This is a genomic window from Streptomyces glomeratus (assembly GCF_021462825.1).
Classification (GTDB): Bacteria; Actinomycetota; Actinomycetes; order Streptomycetales; family Streptomycetaceae; genus Streptomyces; species Streptomyces glomeratus.
In genome coordinates, this window is record NZ_JAKEEB010000005.1 from 182,670 (window position 1) to 197,386 (window position 14,717).

The following is a 14,717-nucleotide window of genomic DNA, read 5'->3' on the forward strand; positions in this document are numbered from 1 at the left end:
TCGCCAAGGGGGTGACGAAGCTGTGACCGTCGAGAACGCCGTCGGCCTGGTCGTGGCCGTCGCCCTGCTGGGCTATCTCGTCCTCGCCCTGATCTTCCCGGAGAGGTTCTGAGAACAGCATGGGTCCCGTACTCGCAGCCGTACTCCAGCTGCTCGCGCTGATAGGCGCGCTGGCGCTGGTCTATGTCCCCGTCGGCAACTACATGGCCCGGGTCTACTGCTCCAAGCAGCATCTGCGCGTGGAGAAGTGGATCTACAAGGGCATCGGTGCCAACCCTGACGCCGAGATGACCTGGCCCGCGTATGTGCGCGGCATTCTGTCTTTCTCGGCCGTCGGTGTCCTGTTCCTTTATCTGCTGCAGCGGCTCCAGGGTGTGCTGCCCGGTTCGCTGGGCTTTTCGTCGGTCAATCCGGCGCAGTCGTTCAACACGGCCGTGTCGTTCGTGACGAACACGAACTGGCAGTCGTATTACGGCGAGCAGACCATGGGTCATATCGTGCAGACCGCCGGTCTGGCCGTGCAGAACTTCGTCTCCGCCGCGGTGGGTATCGCCGTCGCGGTGGCGTTGGTGCGGGGTTTCGCGCGTTCGCGTACCGGTGAGCTGGGGAACTTCTGGGCGGATCTGGTGCGTGGCACGCTGCGCATCCTGGTGCCGATTTCCGTGATCGCCGCGGTGGTTCTGGTGGCCTGCGGGGCCATCCAGAACTTCTCCGGGATTCACGAGGTCGGTCAGTTCATGGGGGGCTCGCAGCAGTGGAACGGCGGCGCGGTGGCCTCGCAGGAGGCGATCAAGGAGGTCGGCACCAACGGTGGCGGCTACTTCAACGCCAACTCCGCGCATCCCTTTGAGAATCCCACCCCCTTCACGAACCTGTTCGAGATCTTCCTGATCCTGGTGATCCCGTTCGCGTTGACCCGCACGTTCGGTGTGATGGTCGGCTCGGTGAAGCAGGGCTACGCGATCCTGGCGACGATGTTCACGATCTGGCTGGGCTTCACCGCGTTGATGATGTGGACGGAGTTCGCGCACCACGGACCGGCGTTGCAGGTTGCGGGCGGGGCGATGGAGGGCAAGGAGGCCCGCTTCGGTGTCGGCGGCTCGTCGATCTTCGCGGTGGCGACGACGCTGACGTCGACCGGTGCGGTGAACTCGTTCCACTCCTCGTTCACGGGGCTCGGTGGCGGTATCACGATGCTGAGCATGATGCTGGGCGAGATCGCGCCGGGTGGTACCGGTTCCGGTCTGTACGGCGTTTTGATCATGGCGGTGATCGCGGTGTTCATCGCCGGTCTGATGGTGGGCCGCACCCCGGAGTATCTGGGTAAGAAGATCGGTGCGCGGGAGATGAAGCTCGCCGCGGCCTACATTCTGATCACCCCGGCGCTGGTTCTCGTGTTCACCGCCGTCTCGATGGCGCTGCCGACCCCGCCGCACTCGATGCTGAACTCGGGGGCGCATGGGTTCTCCGAGGTGCTGTATGCGTTCACGTCGGCGGCGAACAACAACGGTTCGGCCTTCGCCGGTCTGAATGCGAACACCGACTGGTACAACACGATGACCGGTCTGGCGATGCTGCTGGGCCGCTTCCTGCCGATGGTGTTCGTGCTGGCGCTGGCCGGCTCGCTGGCGGAGCAGAAGCCGGTGCCGGTCACCGCGGGCACGCTCCGCACCGAGAAGCCTCTGTTCACCGGCCTGCTGGTGGGCGCGATTCTGATCATCACCGGTCTCACGTACTTCCCGGCCCTGGCGCTGGGCCCGCTCGCCGAGGGGCTGGCGTGATGACCACCCCCACGAAGAAGCACGAGGACTCCATGTCCACAGTCACTCCGACCCGGGCCCCGCACAGCGATGTGCCGACCGGTCACCAGGACGAGGGCCGCGTCGGTGCGGGCCTGTTCGATCCGAAGCAGCTGGTCAAGTCGCTGCCGGAGGCGTTGCGCAAGCTCGACCCGCGGGTGATGGTCAAGTCGCCCGTGATGTTCGTGGTGTGGATCGGCTCGGTTTTGACCACGGTCTTCTCCTTCAAGGACCCGGGCGACTGGTTCGGCTGGGCCATCAGTGCCTGGCTGTGGCTGACGGTGATCTTCGCCAACCTGGCGGAGGCGGTCGCCGAGGGCCGTGGCAAGGCGCAGGCCGACACCCTGCGCAAGGCCAAGACCGACACCGTCGCCCGCCGGCTTCTGAAGGACGGCGGGAGCGAGGAGCAGGTGCCGGGCACCGAGCTGAGGATCGGTGACCTGGTCGTATGTGAGGCCGGTGACATCATTCCCGGTGACGGTGATGTGATCGAGGGTGTCGCCTCGGTGGACGAGTCGGCCATCACCGGTGAGTCGGCGCCGGTGATCCGTGAGTCCGGCGGTGACCGGTCCGCGGTCACCGGTGGCACGAAGGTGCTGTCCGACCGGATCGTCATCAAGATCACGACGAAGCCGGGTGAGACCTTCATCGACCGGATGATCAGCCTGGTCGAGGGGGCGGCCCGGCAGAAGACGCCCAACGAGATCGCGCTGAACATCCTGCTCGCCTCGCTGACGATCGTCTTTCTGCTCGCGGTGGCGACGCTGCCGCCGTTCGCGACCTTTGCGGGCACGCATCTGACGATGGTCATGCTGGTGGCGCTGCTGGTGTGTCTGATCCCGACGACGATCGGTGCGTTGCTGTCCGCGATCGGTATCGCCGGCATGGACCGGCTGGTGCAGCGCAATGTGCTGGCGATGTCGGGTCGTGCGGTCGAGGCCGCCGGTGACGTCTCCACGCTGCTGCTGGACAAGACCGGCACCATCACCCTGGGCAACCGGCAGGCCGCCGAGTTCGTGCCGGTCAAGGGCGTCACCGAGGCCGAGGTGGCCGATGCGGCGCAGCTGTCGTCGCTGGCCGACGAGACCCCGGAGGGCCGCTCGATCGTGGTCCTGGCGAAGGAGAAGTACGGGCTGCGCGAGCGTCACCAGGGTGAGCTGGCGCACGCGGAGTGGATCGCGTTCACGGCCCAGACGCGTATGTCGGGTGTGGACGTCGACGGGCGCAGGGTCCGCAAGGGTGCCACGGCCTCGGTGATCGCCTGGGTCCAGGAGCAGGGCGGCACCGTGGCCAAGGACGCGGACACGATCGCCAACCGGATCTCCGAGGCGGGCGGCACCCCGCTGCTGGTCGCGGTGCACGACGACGAGGGCGCCCGGGTGCTGGGTGTCATCCATCTGAAGGACGTCGTCAAGGACGGTATGCGGGAGCGGTTCGCCGAGCTGCGCCGTATGGGTATCAAGACCGTCATGATCACGGGTGACAACCCGCTGACCGCGAAGGCGATCGCCGAGGAGGCGGGTGTGGACGACTTCCTCGCGGAGGCCACTCCCGAGGACAAGATGGCGCTGATCAAGCGGGAGCAGGCGGGCGGCAAGCTGGTCGCGATGACCGGTGACGGCACCAACGACGCCCCGGCGCTGGCGCAGGCGGATGTCGGGGTGGCGATGAACACCGGTACGTCGGCCGCCAAGGAGGCCGGCAACATGGTCGACCTGGACTCCAACCCGACCAAGCTCATCGAGATCGTCGAGATCGGCAAGCAACTCCTCATCACCCGAGGGGCGTTGACGACCTTCTCCATCGCCAACGACGTCGCGAAGTACTTCGCGATCATCCCGGCGCTGTTCGCGGCGGTCTATCCGGGCCTGGACAAGCTGAACATCATGCATCTGTCCTCGCCGAACTCCGCGATCCTGTCCGCGGTCGTCTTCAACACGCTGATCATCATCGCGCTGGTGCCGCTGTCCTTGAGGGGCGTGCAGTACAAGCCGGTCAGTGCGGACCGGATGCTGCGGCGCAATCTCGGGATCTACGGCATCGGCGGCCTGATCGCGCCGTTCATCGGCATCAAGATCATCGACATGCTTCTCTCCCTCATCCCCGGAATCGGCTGATCGCCATGAACAACTCCGTTACGAACACCGCCCGGTTGCTCTGGGCGGGCCTGCGGGCCCTGCTGGTGCTGACTTTGGTGACCGGCGTCCTCTACCCGCTGGTCGTCACCGGCATCGCCCAGGGGCTGTTCCACGCCAAGGCGAACGGCTCCGAGATCAAGGCGGACGGCAAGGTCGTCGGCTCGTCCCTGATCGGGCAGTCCTACAACCTGCCGTTGAAGAAGGGCCAGGACACCCCGCAGCCGGACCTGAGGTGGTTCCAGGGCCGCCCGGCCAACGGGCTCGGCAGCAACAGCCTGAACACCCGGTACACGCTGATCCTGTCCGGTGCCACCAACCTGTCCGCCGACAACGAGAACCTGATCAAGCAGGTGCGGGACGCCAAGGTCGCGGTGGTCAGGGACAACTCGGTGCCCGGCTACACGGTCCAGCCCTCACAGGTACCCGCGGACGCGGTGACCTCCTCCGGCTCGGGCCTGGACCCGGACATCTCCCCGGCCTACGCCGAACTCCAGGTCCACCGGATCGCCGCGAAGAACCACCTGCCCCTCGCGCAGGTGGACAAGCTGGTCAAGGACCACACGACCGGCCGCACCCTCGGCTTCGTCGGCGAACCCCGCGTCAACGTCCTGGAGCTCAACATCGCCCTCGAGGACCTCACAGCGAAGAAGTGACGGCCTTACGCGACCCCAACGGGAGTCGGCGGGCCCGGGAGACATCCCGGACCCGCCGACTCCCGCCGCCATGAGGTCGGTCGCCCCGCTTCCGGCGCGCACGGACCGACGTACGGCAGGAGAGACACAGCCCCATGACCCGGGTGCTCGTGGTGGAGGACGACCCGCAGCTCGTACGGGCCCTCGTCATCAACTTGCAGGCACGTCAGCACGGCGTGGATGCCGCCCCGGACGGGGCCACGGCCCTCCGACTCGGTCCTGGTGGTCGGCAACAGCCTGCGGCTGCGCGTCTGGCAGCCCTCGCCCGCCCGGAGGCGCACCTGATGACCGGCGGACAGCCCGGACCGGCTGGCACTCTCGCGGTGGTGAACCGTCCGGGCCAACGCGCCTTGTGACGGCGGTGACAGAGGCGTTCTCTCCCAGAAGTCGGGTAGAAATCCTTGCCGGTTCCGGCGGGGCGTCGTGGTCTGGATCACGTGTGGCGTGTTGAGTGAAGTGCCCTGTCGGTCTCCGTACCCCCGCATGACGACCGAAGCCCGGATGCGAGGATGAGGCGCCATGACAGCAGGGTGGTGTGCTCGCACGACAAGGGCCGCGGTGTTCGCGGCCGTATGCGTGCTGCTCGCCGCCCTCGGCCACGTTCTGATGTCCGGGAGCGAGGTGCCCTCGTGGGCGCTGGCCGCGGGCCTGGCCCTGACCTGGGGTGCGGGCTGGTGCCTGGCGGGGCGTGAGCGCGGACTGCCGCTGGTCGTGACGACCGTGGTCACCGCCCAGACGGTGCTGCACGAGGCGTTCTCGTTCGCCCAGTCGGCCTCCGGGGCGCCCGGGGCAGCTGCCTCCGCGGGCGGCATGGGCATGGACGGTATGCGCTCCATGGCGATGGGCTCGACGGAGATGGGCTCGATGGAGGTGGGCTCGACGGGGATGGACTCCATGGACATGGGGTCCATGGATATGAGTCCCATGGGTCACATGGGTACGAGCCCCATGGACCACCTGGGGCACTCCCTGGCCGGCGGTGGCTCGTCGTCCTTCGGCATGCTCGCCGCCCACCTGCTGGCCGCCCTGCTGTGCGGGCTGTGGCTGGCGTTCGGCGAGAGGGCCGCGTTCCGGATCCTGCGGGCCGTGGCCGGATGGCTGGCCGCGCCGCTGCGGCTGCTGTTCGCCGTGCCCGCCACCCCGGACCGCCCGCGTCTGCGGGTGCGTCGCCGGCGCTCGGACCGGGCGCCGCGTCTTCTCCTTCTCGTCCATGCGATCACCTCTCGGGGCCCGCCCGTGGGGACGGCTGTCGTCTGAGGACAGCTGGTTTCCCGGGGCTGCCCATGCGCGCCTCGGGCCACGGCCGTACCCCGCGCAGGCGCCGTAGCAGTCACACAGGCGCTGTAGCCGTACAGCGCCGCAGCGCCGCGCCGTAGGGCCGTCTCCCCACTCATCCGGACCGTCCGCGTACTCGCGTGCCGCCGGTCCGGATCACGGATGACCGAGAAGGACACCAGGTGATGAACCCTGCCCTGCCCACCTCGCGCCGCACCGGCGACACGTCGCGCCGCACGGGCGACACGTCGCGCCGTAGCGACGACACGACGGCGTCGGCCGACGAGTCGATCACCGCATGGGCGCTCGCTGCCCGCAGCGGTGACACGGACGCGGTCGAGCGGTTCGTGCGCGCCGTGCACCGCGACGTCCAGCGTTACGTCGCCCACCTCTGCGCCGACCCGCAGGCCGTGGACGACCTGGCGCAGGACACGTTCCTGCGCGCGCTCGGCAGCCTGCACCGGTTCGAAGGGCGTTCCTCGGCGCGTGCCTGGCTGCTGTCCATCGCGCGCCGCGCGGTGATCGACAGCTATCGGTACGCCGCCGCAAGGCCCCGCCTGTCCGATGTACCGGACTGGCAGCTGGCCGTCGAACTGGCCCAGCCGAGCGGGCTGCCCGGCTTCGACGACGGGATCGCTCTGCTGGACCTGCTGGCCTCGCTGCCGGACGAGCGCCGGGAGGCGTTCATCCTCACCCAGATGGTCGGGCTGCCCTACGCGGAGGCCGCCGAGGTCAGTGACTGCCCGGTCGGTACGGTGCGCTCCCGCGTGGCCCGTGCCCGGGCGACCCTGATGGACCTGCTGGAGGACGGGGGCACCTCCTCCGCGCCTGAGGCGGTGGGGGAGGACAAGCCCGCCGCCATGGCGGCCTGAACCGCTCTTCCGTAGGAGGCGCCGGTGCCGGCCCGCAAACGGCCGGCACCGAGGTCGTGACGCGAGGTCGTGACGCGAGGCGGCTCCCCGGCGGGTTCTCGGATCCCACCGCCGTGCCGGGAGTGGTTCTCCTGAGCCGGATTCCCAAGCCGGATCCCCGAGCCGGATTCCCAAGCCGGATCCCCGAGCCGGATTCCCAAGCCGGATCCCCGAGCCGGATTCCCGAGCGGATTCCCAACAGGGCGGAACTCGACGGGGGTTCGGCCCGACTACTGGACCGGGTGACGGAGGTCGCCCGCGTACCGAGTGGATCCTGGGGAGTTTTCGATGCGTTCTCGTATGTGGGGCGGCACGGCGGCGGTCGTGCTCGGCGGCCTGCTGGCGACGGGCTGCGGCAGCGGGCAGAAAGGCGCGACGGGCGAGAACGCGGGGGAGAGGGCCCGGAACGCAGCCTCCGGGGCCTACCCGGTGTCCGTGACCGACTGCATGGGTTCCAAGACCACCTTCTCCGCCGCGCCCGAGAAGATCGTCACGAGCAACGCCTCCGGCCTGGAGCTGCTGCTCCGCCTGGGCGCGGGTGCGAGGGTGGTCGGCACCGGGTTCCCGCCGGGCAGGGGCACGCTGCCCGGCGGGCTCGACGAGCAGGCGCGGAAGGTGCCGGTGCTCGGCCGGAGCGTGATCCCGAAGGAGAAGCTGCTCGGCTCCGGCGCCGACCTGTACATCGACACCTTCGCCTCCATGGGGGGCATGGGCGGCGCGGGGATGGGCGACGCCCCGACGCCGGACGAGTTCAAGGCGGCCGGGATCAAGCACATCTACCTGAAATCCACTGCCTGCGCGGCGCAGCGCACGAGCCCGGTGACCGATCTGTCCGCGGTCGAGGCCGACATCGTCTCTCTCGGCGCGGTCACCGGCACGAGCGCACGGGCGCAGAAACTCGTCGCGGGGATGAGGGAGAAGACGGACGCCGTCCGCAAGGCGGTCGGCGGCACGGCCGAGAGCGCGCGGCCGACGTACTTCTTCTTCGACTACGACGCCGGTACCAAGCAGCCCACCGTCATCTGCAACCGCCAGATCGCCAACGCGGTCATCACCCTGGCCGGCGCCCGCAACGTCTTCGCCGACTGCGACGGCGACCATCAGCGGGCCGACTGGGAGGACGTGATCGCCAGGAACCCGGACTGGATCCAGCTCGGGGTGCGTGATCGGGGCAGTGGGCCGGCGAACAAGAAGGCGTTCGACGAAGCCGAGCGGTGGCTGAGGTCCAACGCGGCCACCAAGGGGCTGAAGGCGGTCCGGGAAGGCCGGTTCCTGCGCATCGGTTCCGAACCCACCACGATCGCGGGGGTCGAGAACGCCGACACGGTCGAGCAGATCGCCAAGACCCTCTACCCGGGCAAGGTCGGCTAGTCGTGCCCTCCATCCTGGTGCGCCGCAGGTCCAAGGACGCCGCGGCGGAGGCGCGAAGCCTGCCGGCGGGGCGGTCGGCGGTCGTCCTGGGGGCCGCGCTGCTGGCCGTTCTGACGGCGGCCGTCGCCTGGGGCTCGACGTCGATCCCGCCCGGCGAGGTATGGGGCGTGGTGTGGCGGAGGCTCTCCGGCGAGGCCCCCCGCCCCGGCACGGACGACCTGATCGTGTGGCAACTGCGCCTGCCCAGAGCCTTGTCGGCCGCACTGGTGGGCGCCGGACTCGGGGTCGTCGGTACGGCGGTGCAGGCGCTCGTGCGCAACCCGTTGGCCGACCCGTATCTGCTGGGCATCTCCAACGGCGCTTCTCTCGGCGCGGTCGCCGCGATCGTGCTCGGCCTCGGCGCGGGCGGCGGGCTCGGACTGGGCCTGTCGGGCGCGGCCTTCGCCGGGGCTCTGGCCACCTTCGCACTGGTGTGGGCGGTGGCGAGGCGCGGAGGAGGGTTCGCGCCGCTGCGGCTGGTGCTGGCCGGGGTCGCGATCGGCCAGTTCCTGTCCGGCTTCACCAGCTATCTGGTGCTGCAGGCCGGGGACGAGCAGCAGACCCACAGCGTCCTGTTCTGGCTCATGGGCAGCCTCATCGGGGCGAACTGGCAGCTGCTGGCCGTACCCGCCGTCGCCGTACCGGCCGCCTTGCTCTGGCTCCAGGCGCGCGCCCGGGGCCTGAACGCCCTGCTGATGGGCGACGAGACGGCAGCCGGCCTCGGCATCGACGTCACTCGGCTGCGCCGCGAACTGTTCACCGTGACCAGCGTGGTGACCGGTGTCCTCGTCGCGGTCTCCGGGGCGATCGCGTTCGTCGCCCTGATGGTGCCGCATGTCTGCCGCCTGGCCGTCGGCGGTGACCACCGGCGGCTCCTGCCCGTCTCGGCGCTGTTCGGGGCGGTGCTGCTGGTGACGGTCGACATCGTCTGCCGTACGGCGATGGACACACAGGAGCTCCCGGTGGGTGTGGTCACCTCGCTGCTGGGCGCTCCGGCCCTGCTGTATCTGCTGGACAGGCGCCTGGGGAGCGGCAGTTGAGAATCGACATCGAGGATCTGCACGTCGCGTACGCGGGCCGCACGGTCGTGGCGGGCGCGCATCTGGTGGCGGCCGAGGGGGAGATCACGGGGCTGGTCGGGCCCAACGGCAGCGGCAAGTCGACGCTGCTGCGCGCCGTCTACCGGCATCTGAGGCCCACGGCCGGGCGCGTCCTGCTGGCCGGCACCGACCTTCGCGAGCTGTCCCCGGTCCGGTCGGCCCGGCACGTGGCCGCGCTGCCGCAGGAGCGGGGCAGCGACTTCGAGCTGTCCGTTCGCGAGGTGGTCGCCATGGGCCGTACGCCCTACAAACGGGCGTTCGCCGGGGAGGACGCCGCCGACCGGGACATCGTCTCCAGGGCCTTGGCCGACGTCGGCATGGACGCGCACGCGGGGCGCAGGTTCACGGCGCTGTCCGGTGGCGAACGCCAACGCGTCCTGCTGGCCAGGGCCTTCGCCCAGGACCCGGACGTCCTCGTCCTGGACGAGCCGACCAACCATCTCGACATCCGCCACCAGGTCGACCTGCTGGCCCTGCTGCGCTCCCAGCGCCGCACCACTCTGGTGTCGCTGCACGATCTCAACGCCGCCGCCTCCGTGTGCGACCGGCTGCATGTCCTGCACGCCGGGGCCGTGGTCGCCTCGGGGCCTCCGCGCGACGTGCTCACCCCCGAGCTGATGGCGGAGGTCTTCGGCGTCCGGGCGGTCGTGGTCGACCATCCCCTCACCGGCGACGCGCTGATCGCCTTCGACCACCGGGCACCGGCAAGCCCGCAGGCGCCGGTGTCCGGCAGCCGGCCGGCGACGGTCAGGTGCGTCAGGTGACCGGGCGAGGGCCCGGTGCGGAACAGCCCGGTCACATACCCGTAGGCCGGGACCGGTGGCTGCCGGTGGCCGTGGCGGGTGTCCTGTCGTTCGTGGCCATGCTGGACATGAACATCGTCAACGTGGCGTTGGCGAACATCGCCGACGGTCTGCATGTGTCGGCGGCGACCGCGCAGTGGGCCGTGCTGGCTTACCAGCTTCCTTTGGTGGCACTGCTGTTTCCCGTGGGCCGCTGGCTGGACGGCGTGGGAGCGCGCTCCGCCGTGGCGGCCGCGACCGCCGGTTTCGCCCTGTGCAGCGCCCTGGCGGCCGCCGCCCCCTGGGCGGCCTGGCTGATCGCCGCTCGTCTCACACAGGGTGTTTTCGGCGCGGTCCTGTTCGTACTGATGCCGGTGCTCGCGATCCGGTCCGTACGGCCGGAACTGCGAGGGCGGGCGATGAGCGTGCCCGCCACCCTGGGGCCCCTGGGCGCGGTGACCGGACCGGCCGTGGGCGGACTGCTGCTGGACCATGTCGGCTGGCGCGCCGTCTTCCTCCTCAAGATCCCCCTCTGTGTGCTCGCCCTGGTCGTGGCATGGAGGGCGATGCCGCCAGACGGCCGACCGCGCCTGCCGGACCGGCGCTCACTGGTGGACGCGCTGCTGGTGGCCGGCGGCATGGCGGCGCTGCTGCTGACGCTGACCCTCGCCCCGGACGATCCGGGGTGGTGGGTGCTCACGCTCGCCGCGGTCCCGCCGCTGTGGTGGTGGCTGCGCGGCCCTGGCGGACGTCCGCTGACCGGCGTGCTGCGGGTCCCGGGCCTGGCCCGGGCACACGGGGCGGTCCTGGCCCTCGCGGCCGGCTTCGCCGCCCTGCACTATGTGATCGCTCTGCACCTCCAGCGCGACGACGGTGTCAGCGCCACCACAACCGGTCTGACCGTGCTCGCCTTCCCGCTCGGCATGGGCCTGGCCGGACCGCTCGGCGGACGTCTCGCCGATCTCCCCCACGCTCGGCTCCCGACCCGCTGCCGACTTCGCTCGAGCGGGGGGACCCCCATGCGCGGGCGCACCCCCACCGGTGCCCGGCCGACGGCGGTGGCCGGCGCCATGCTCATGGCCGTCGGTCTGCTGCTTCTCGTTCCGCTGAACGGTGACTGGTCACCGATGGATGTCGCCTGGCGGCTCGCCCTGGCCGGAGTCGGCATGGGACTGAACGGCGGCCCGACCCAGGCCCTGATCATGGGTGCCGCCCCGCCGGAGCGCACAGCGACCGCCGGATCGACCATCCAGCTCGCCCGCGGCCTCGGCTTCACCCTCGGCCCGGCCCTGGCCACCGCCGCCTGGAGCCTCGCCGGACCCCGCCATGGCGTCCACGCGGGGCTCTGCCTGGCCGCCGTCGTCGGCAGTCTCGCCGTACCCCTGCTCCTCCTGCCCGGCCGGCGGAACGCCGCCGTGGCGCAGCAGACCGCCGACACCGCCTCCCCCTGACCCAGGAGTCCCCATGTGCGGAATCACCGGCTGGGCGTCCTTCCACCTCGACGCCCGTACCCAGGCCCCGGTCATCGAGGCCATGACCGACACCCTCACCCCACGAGGCCCCGACACCGGGGGCGTCTGGCTCGGGGAGCGCGCCGCGATCGGCCATCGCCGCCTGGCCGTCATCGACCCGGCCGGCGGCGTGCAGCCGATGACGGACCGGCCGCAGCGGCCGGACCTCGTGCTCACCTACAGCGGCGAGGTCTACAACCATCACGAACTCCGGTCCCGGCTGCGCGGCCTCGGCCACGAGTTCCGCACCCGCAGCGACACCGAGGTCGTACTGCGCGCGTACGCCGAGTGGGGCGAGGACGTCGCCCGTCATCTGGAGGGCATGTTCGCCTTCGCCGTCTGGGACGAGCGCGCCCAGCGGCTGGTGCTGGTCCGCGACCGGCTCGGTGTCAAACCCCTGTTCTGGTCCGCCGTCGACGGCGGTCTGGCCTTCGGCTCCGAGCCGAAGGCCCTCTTCGCCCACCCGGAGATCAGGCCCCGGGTGGACGCGGACGGGCTGCGGGAGGCGTACAGCCTGCTGTTCAACACAGGTCCGACGGTCTGGTCCGGGGTACGCGAGGTCGAGCCCGGCGGGCTGCTGGTGCTGGACCGGGACGGCATCCGTGAACGCCGCTACTGGCAGCTGGAGGCCGGCGCCCACACGGACGACCGGGAGACGACCGTGGAGCGGATCCGGCAGCTGGTCGGCGCAGCGGCCCGCAGCCAACTGGAGGCCGACGTCCCCCTGTGCAGCCTGCTGTCCGGAGGCATCGACTCCACCGTCCTGACGGCCCTGCTCGCCGACGAGCTCCGGCAGCGCGAGGGTCCGGGCGCCCGTCTCCGCTCCTACGCAGTCGACTACAGCGATCAGGCCGAACAGTTCACCGGCGACGTCCTGCGCACCGGACACGACACCCCGTACGCCGCCGAGGCCGGTGCCTTCATCGGCACCGACCACAGCACCGTCGTCCTCGACCCGCGCGCCCTGCTCGACCCCGAGCACCGCACGGCCGTCGTCGTGGCTCGCGACTCGCCGATCGGCGTCGGCGACATGGACACCTCGCTGTATCTCCTCTTCGGTGAGATACGCCGGCACTCCACCGTCGCCCTGTCCGGCGAGGCCGCCGACGAGGTGTTCGGCGGCTACCCCTGGTTCCACAGCCCGCAGGCGCTCGCCGCCCGGACCTTCCCCTGGCTACTCGTCACCGGCGACGAGGCCGCCATGCCGCTGAACCCCGAACTGGACCTGCGCATCGGCGAGTTCCGCGACGACACCTACCGCAGTGCCCTGGCCGCGGTCCCGCACCCGGACGACGAGAGTCCCGCCGAACACCGGCAGCGCGAGATGCAGCATCTGTCCCTGACCCGCTGGCTGCGCCAACTCCTGCACCGCAAGGACCGGTTGAGCATGGCCCAGGGACTGGAGGTCCGAGTCCCCTACTGCGACCACCGCCTCGTCGAGTACGCCTTCACCACGCCCTGGGCACTGAAGAGCTTCGACGGCCGTGAGAAGAGCCTGCTGCGCGCGGCGGGCGCCGGTCTTGCCCCCGACTCGGTGCTGTACCGCCCCAAGAACCACTACCCGGCCACCCATCACCCGGACTACAACCGCGGCCTTCAGGCCATGGCCCGAGACGCGCTGGCCACCGAACAGGTCCGCGCACTGGCCGACGAGACCCGTATCAAGCCCTGCCTCGACAGCCCGCCCGACCGGCTGGAGTGGGGACACCGCCTGCGCCTCGAACGCGTCGTCGACCTCGCCCTGTGGCTGGACCACCACCAGCCCGAACTCGCCCTCTGAAGGAGGCTCGTTCATGACCACCCAGGAACCCGGGACGGCCACCGAGGCCCTCCCGCAGCCCGTGCCGCTGACGGGCTGCCGCTACAAGGCCGACCCCTACCCCCTGTACCAGCGGATGCGCGAAGCCGGCCCGGTCCACCGTGTCCTCTTCCCCAGCGGCGTCCGGGCCTGGCTCGTCACCGGCTACGACGCCGCGCACGCCGCCCTGAACGACGACCGCCTCGGCAAGAACCACGACCGGGGCAACGACCGCTGGCGCGCCCGCGCCTCGATCATGCCCGAGCCGCAGCACTCCCAGCTCCAGGTGCACCTCCTCCACCAGGACCCGCCGAAACACACCCGGATGCGGCGCTTCGTCACCGACGCCTTCACTCCGCGCCGGATCGACAGCCTGCGGCCCCGATTCCAGGAACGGGCGGACGAACTGGTCGACGCTCTGCCCGAGACGGGCCCCGCCGACCTCGTCACCGGCTTCGCCGCCCCCTTCCCCTTCCATGTCCTGGCCGAGGTCATCGGCCTCCCGCAGGAGCTGGCGGCCCGCTTCGACCGGGACTGGGGCAAGGTCGTCCAGCCGGTCGGCCCCACCGATCCCGGAAGGCCACGGTACGAGGCTCGCCTCCACGGCCTGCAGAGCTATATCGCCGAGGTCGTCGCCCACAAGCGTGAGCACGGGGACGACGATCTGCTCGGCCGCCTCGTCGTGGCGCGCGACCGGGGGGAGCTGTCCCAGGAAGAGCTCGACTCGATGATCTTCCAGCTTCTCGTGGCGGGTCAGGAGCCGGTCACCAACCAGATCACCACCGCCCTGATCGCCCTCTTCCGCAACCCCGGCCCGCTCGCCCGTCTGCGCGACGACCCGGGCCTCCTGCCGCGCGCGGTGGAGGAACTCCTGCGCTACGACAGCGCCTTCGAGCTCACCACCTGGCGCTTCTTCGACCAGGACAGCGATCTGTACGGCACCGAGGTCCCGGCCGGCGACTCCGTGATCGTCTCCCTGTGCGCCGCGAACCGCGACCCCCGCCGCTTCACCGACCCCGACTCGCTCGACCTCGACCGCACCCCCAATCCCCACCTCGCCTTCGGCCACGGCATCCACTTCTGCCCCGGCGCCGCCCTCGCCCGCGCCGAACTCCAGATCGCCCTGGGCACGCTGCTCACCCGGCTGCCCGGCCTCCACCCGACCATCAGGGACGAGGACATCGAGTGGATCCCTGCCGTTCTGGGCCGCGGCGCCCACCACCTGCCCGTCGGCTACGACCGGCGCCTGTGACACCGGCCGCCCGCCGACCGGGTCCGGCACCGCCGCCCGGCCCGGGCCC

At 70.6% G+C, this 14,717-nt stretch carries 12 protein-coding genes and 1 pseudogene; all 13 read left to right on the top strand.

Annotation, left to right across the window (positions count from 1 at the left end; all coding sequences use genetic code 11):
* Positions 1-22: 22 nt before the first annotated feature.
* The 13 genes and pseudogenes from kdpF (at position 23) to LZ604_RS08360 (ending at position 14,668) form a co-directional block, all read left to right on the top strand.
* Positions 23-112, top strand: a complete 90-nt coding sequence (kdpF, locus tag LZ604_RS08300; RefSeq protein WP_234513787.1) for a K(+)-transporting ATPase subunit F — start codon at positions 23-25, stop codon at positions 110-112.
* Positions 113-119: 7 nt separating this feature from the next.
* Complete coding sequence (gene kdpA, locus LZ604_RS08305) at positions 120-1,781, top strand: potassium-transporting ATPase subunit KdpA (RefSeq protein ID WP_234513789.1); 1,662 nt, start codon at positions 120-122, stop codon at positions 1,779-1,781.
* Positions 1,781-3,916, top strand: coding sequence for a potassium-transporting ATPase subunit KdpB (gene kdpB / locus LZ604_RS08310; protein WP_234513791.1), 2,136 nt, complete (start codon positions 1,781-1,783; stop codon positions 3,914-3,916). Before kdpA ends, kdpB begins: the two co-directional genes overlap by 1 nt.
* Before the next feature lie 5 nt (positions 3,917-3,921).
* The gene (locus tag LZ604_RS08315; RefSeq protein WP_234513792.1) at positions 3,922-4,590 is read left to right on the top strand and encodes a potassium-transporting ATPase subunit C; all 669 of its coding nucleotides are present in this window, start codon (positions 3,922-3,924) and stop codon (positions 4,588-4,590) included.
* Positions 4,591-4,724: 134 nt separating this feature from the next.
* Positions 4,725-4,844: pseudogene (locus tag LZ604_RS08320) on the top strand (DNA-binding response regulator); the annotation flags it as partial.
* A gap of 304 nt (positions 4,845-5,148) precedes the next feature.
* Positions 5,149-5,886: a hypothetical protein gene (locus LZ604_RS08325; RefSeq protein WP_234513794.1), complete on the top strand. Its 738-nt coding sequence runs from the start codon at positions 5,149-5,151 to the stop codon at positions 5,884-5,886.
* 200 nt (positions 5,887-6,086) lie between these two features.
* Positions 6,087-6,776: a sigma-70 family RNA polymerase sigma factor gene (locus LZ604_RS08330; RefSeq protein ID WP_372482109.1), complete on the top strand. Its 690-nt coding sequence runs from the start codon at positions 6,087-6,089 to the stop codon at positions 6,774-6,776.
* 327 nt (positions 6,777-7,103) lie between these two features.
* Positions 7,104-8,186, top strand: a complete 1,083-nt coding sequence (locus LZ604_RS08335) for an ABC transporter substrate-binding protein (RefSeq protein ID WP_234513797.1) — start codon at positions 7,104-7,106, stop codon at positions 8,184-8,186.
* Positions 8,187-8,188: 2 nt separating this feature from the next.
* Positions 8,189-9,265, top strand: coding sequence for a FecCD family ABC transporter permease (locus tag LZ604_RS08340; protein ID WP_234513799.1), 1,077 nt, complete (start codon positions 8,189-8,191; stop codon positions 9,263-9,265).
* Positions 9,262-10,089, top strand: a complete 828-nt coding sequence (locus LZ604_RS08345; RefSeq protein WP_234513802.1) for an ABC transporter ATP-binding protein — start codon at positions 9,262-9,264, stop codon at positions 10,087-10,089. Before LZ604_RS08340 ends, LZ604_RS08345 begins: the two co-directional genes overlap by 4 nt.
* The gene (locus LZ604_RS08350; RefSeq protein WP_234513805.1) at positions 10,086-11,558 is read left to right on the top strand and encodes an MFS transporter; all 1,473 of its coding nucleotides are present in this window, start codon (positions 10,086-10,088) and stop codon (positions 11,556-11,558) included. Before LZ604_RS08345 ends, LZ604_RS08350 begins: the two co-directional genes overlap by 4 nt.
* Before the next feature lie 13 nt (positions 11,559-11,571).
* Positions 11,572-13,398, top strand: a complete 1,827-nt coding sequence (gene asnB, locus LZ604_RS08355) for an asparagine synthase (glutamine-hydrolyzing) (protein ID WP_234513808.1) — start codon at positions 11,572-11,574, stop codon at positions 13,396-13,398.
* Positions 13,399-13,411: 13 nt separating this feature from the next.
* The gene (locus LZ604_RS08360) at positions 13,412-14,668 is read left to right on the top strand and encodes a cytochrome P450 family protein (RefSeq protein WP_234513810.1); all 1,257 of its coding nucleotides are present in this window, start codon (positions 13,412-13,414) and stop codon (positions 14,666-14,668) included.
* Positions 14,669-14,717 lie beyond the last annotated feature (49 nt).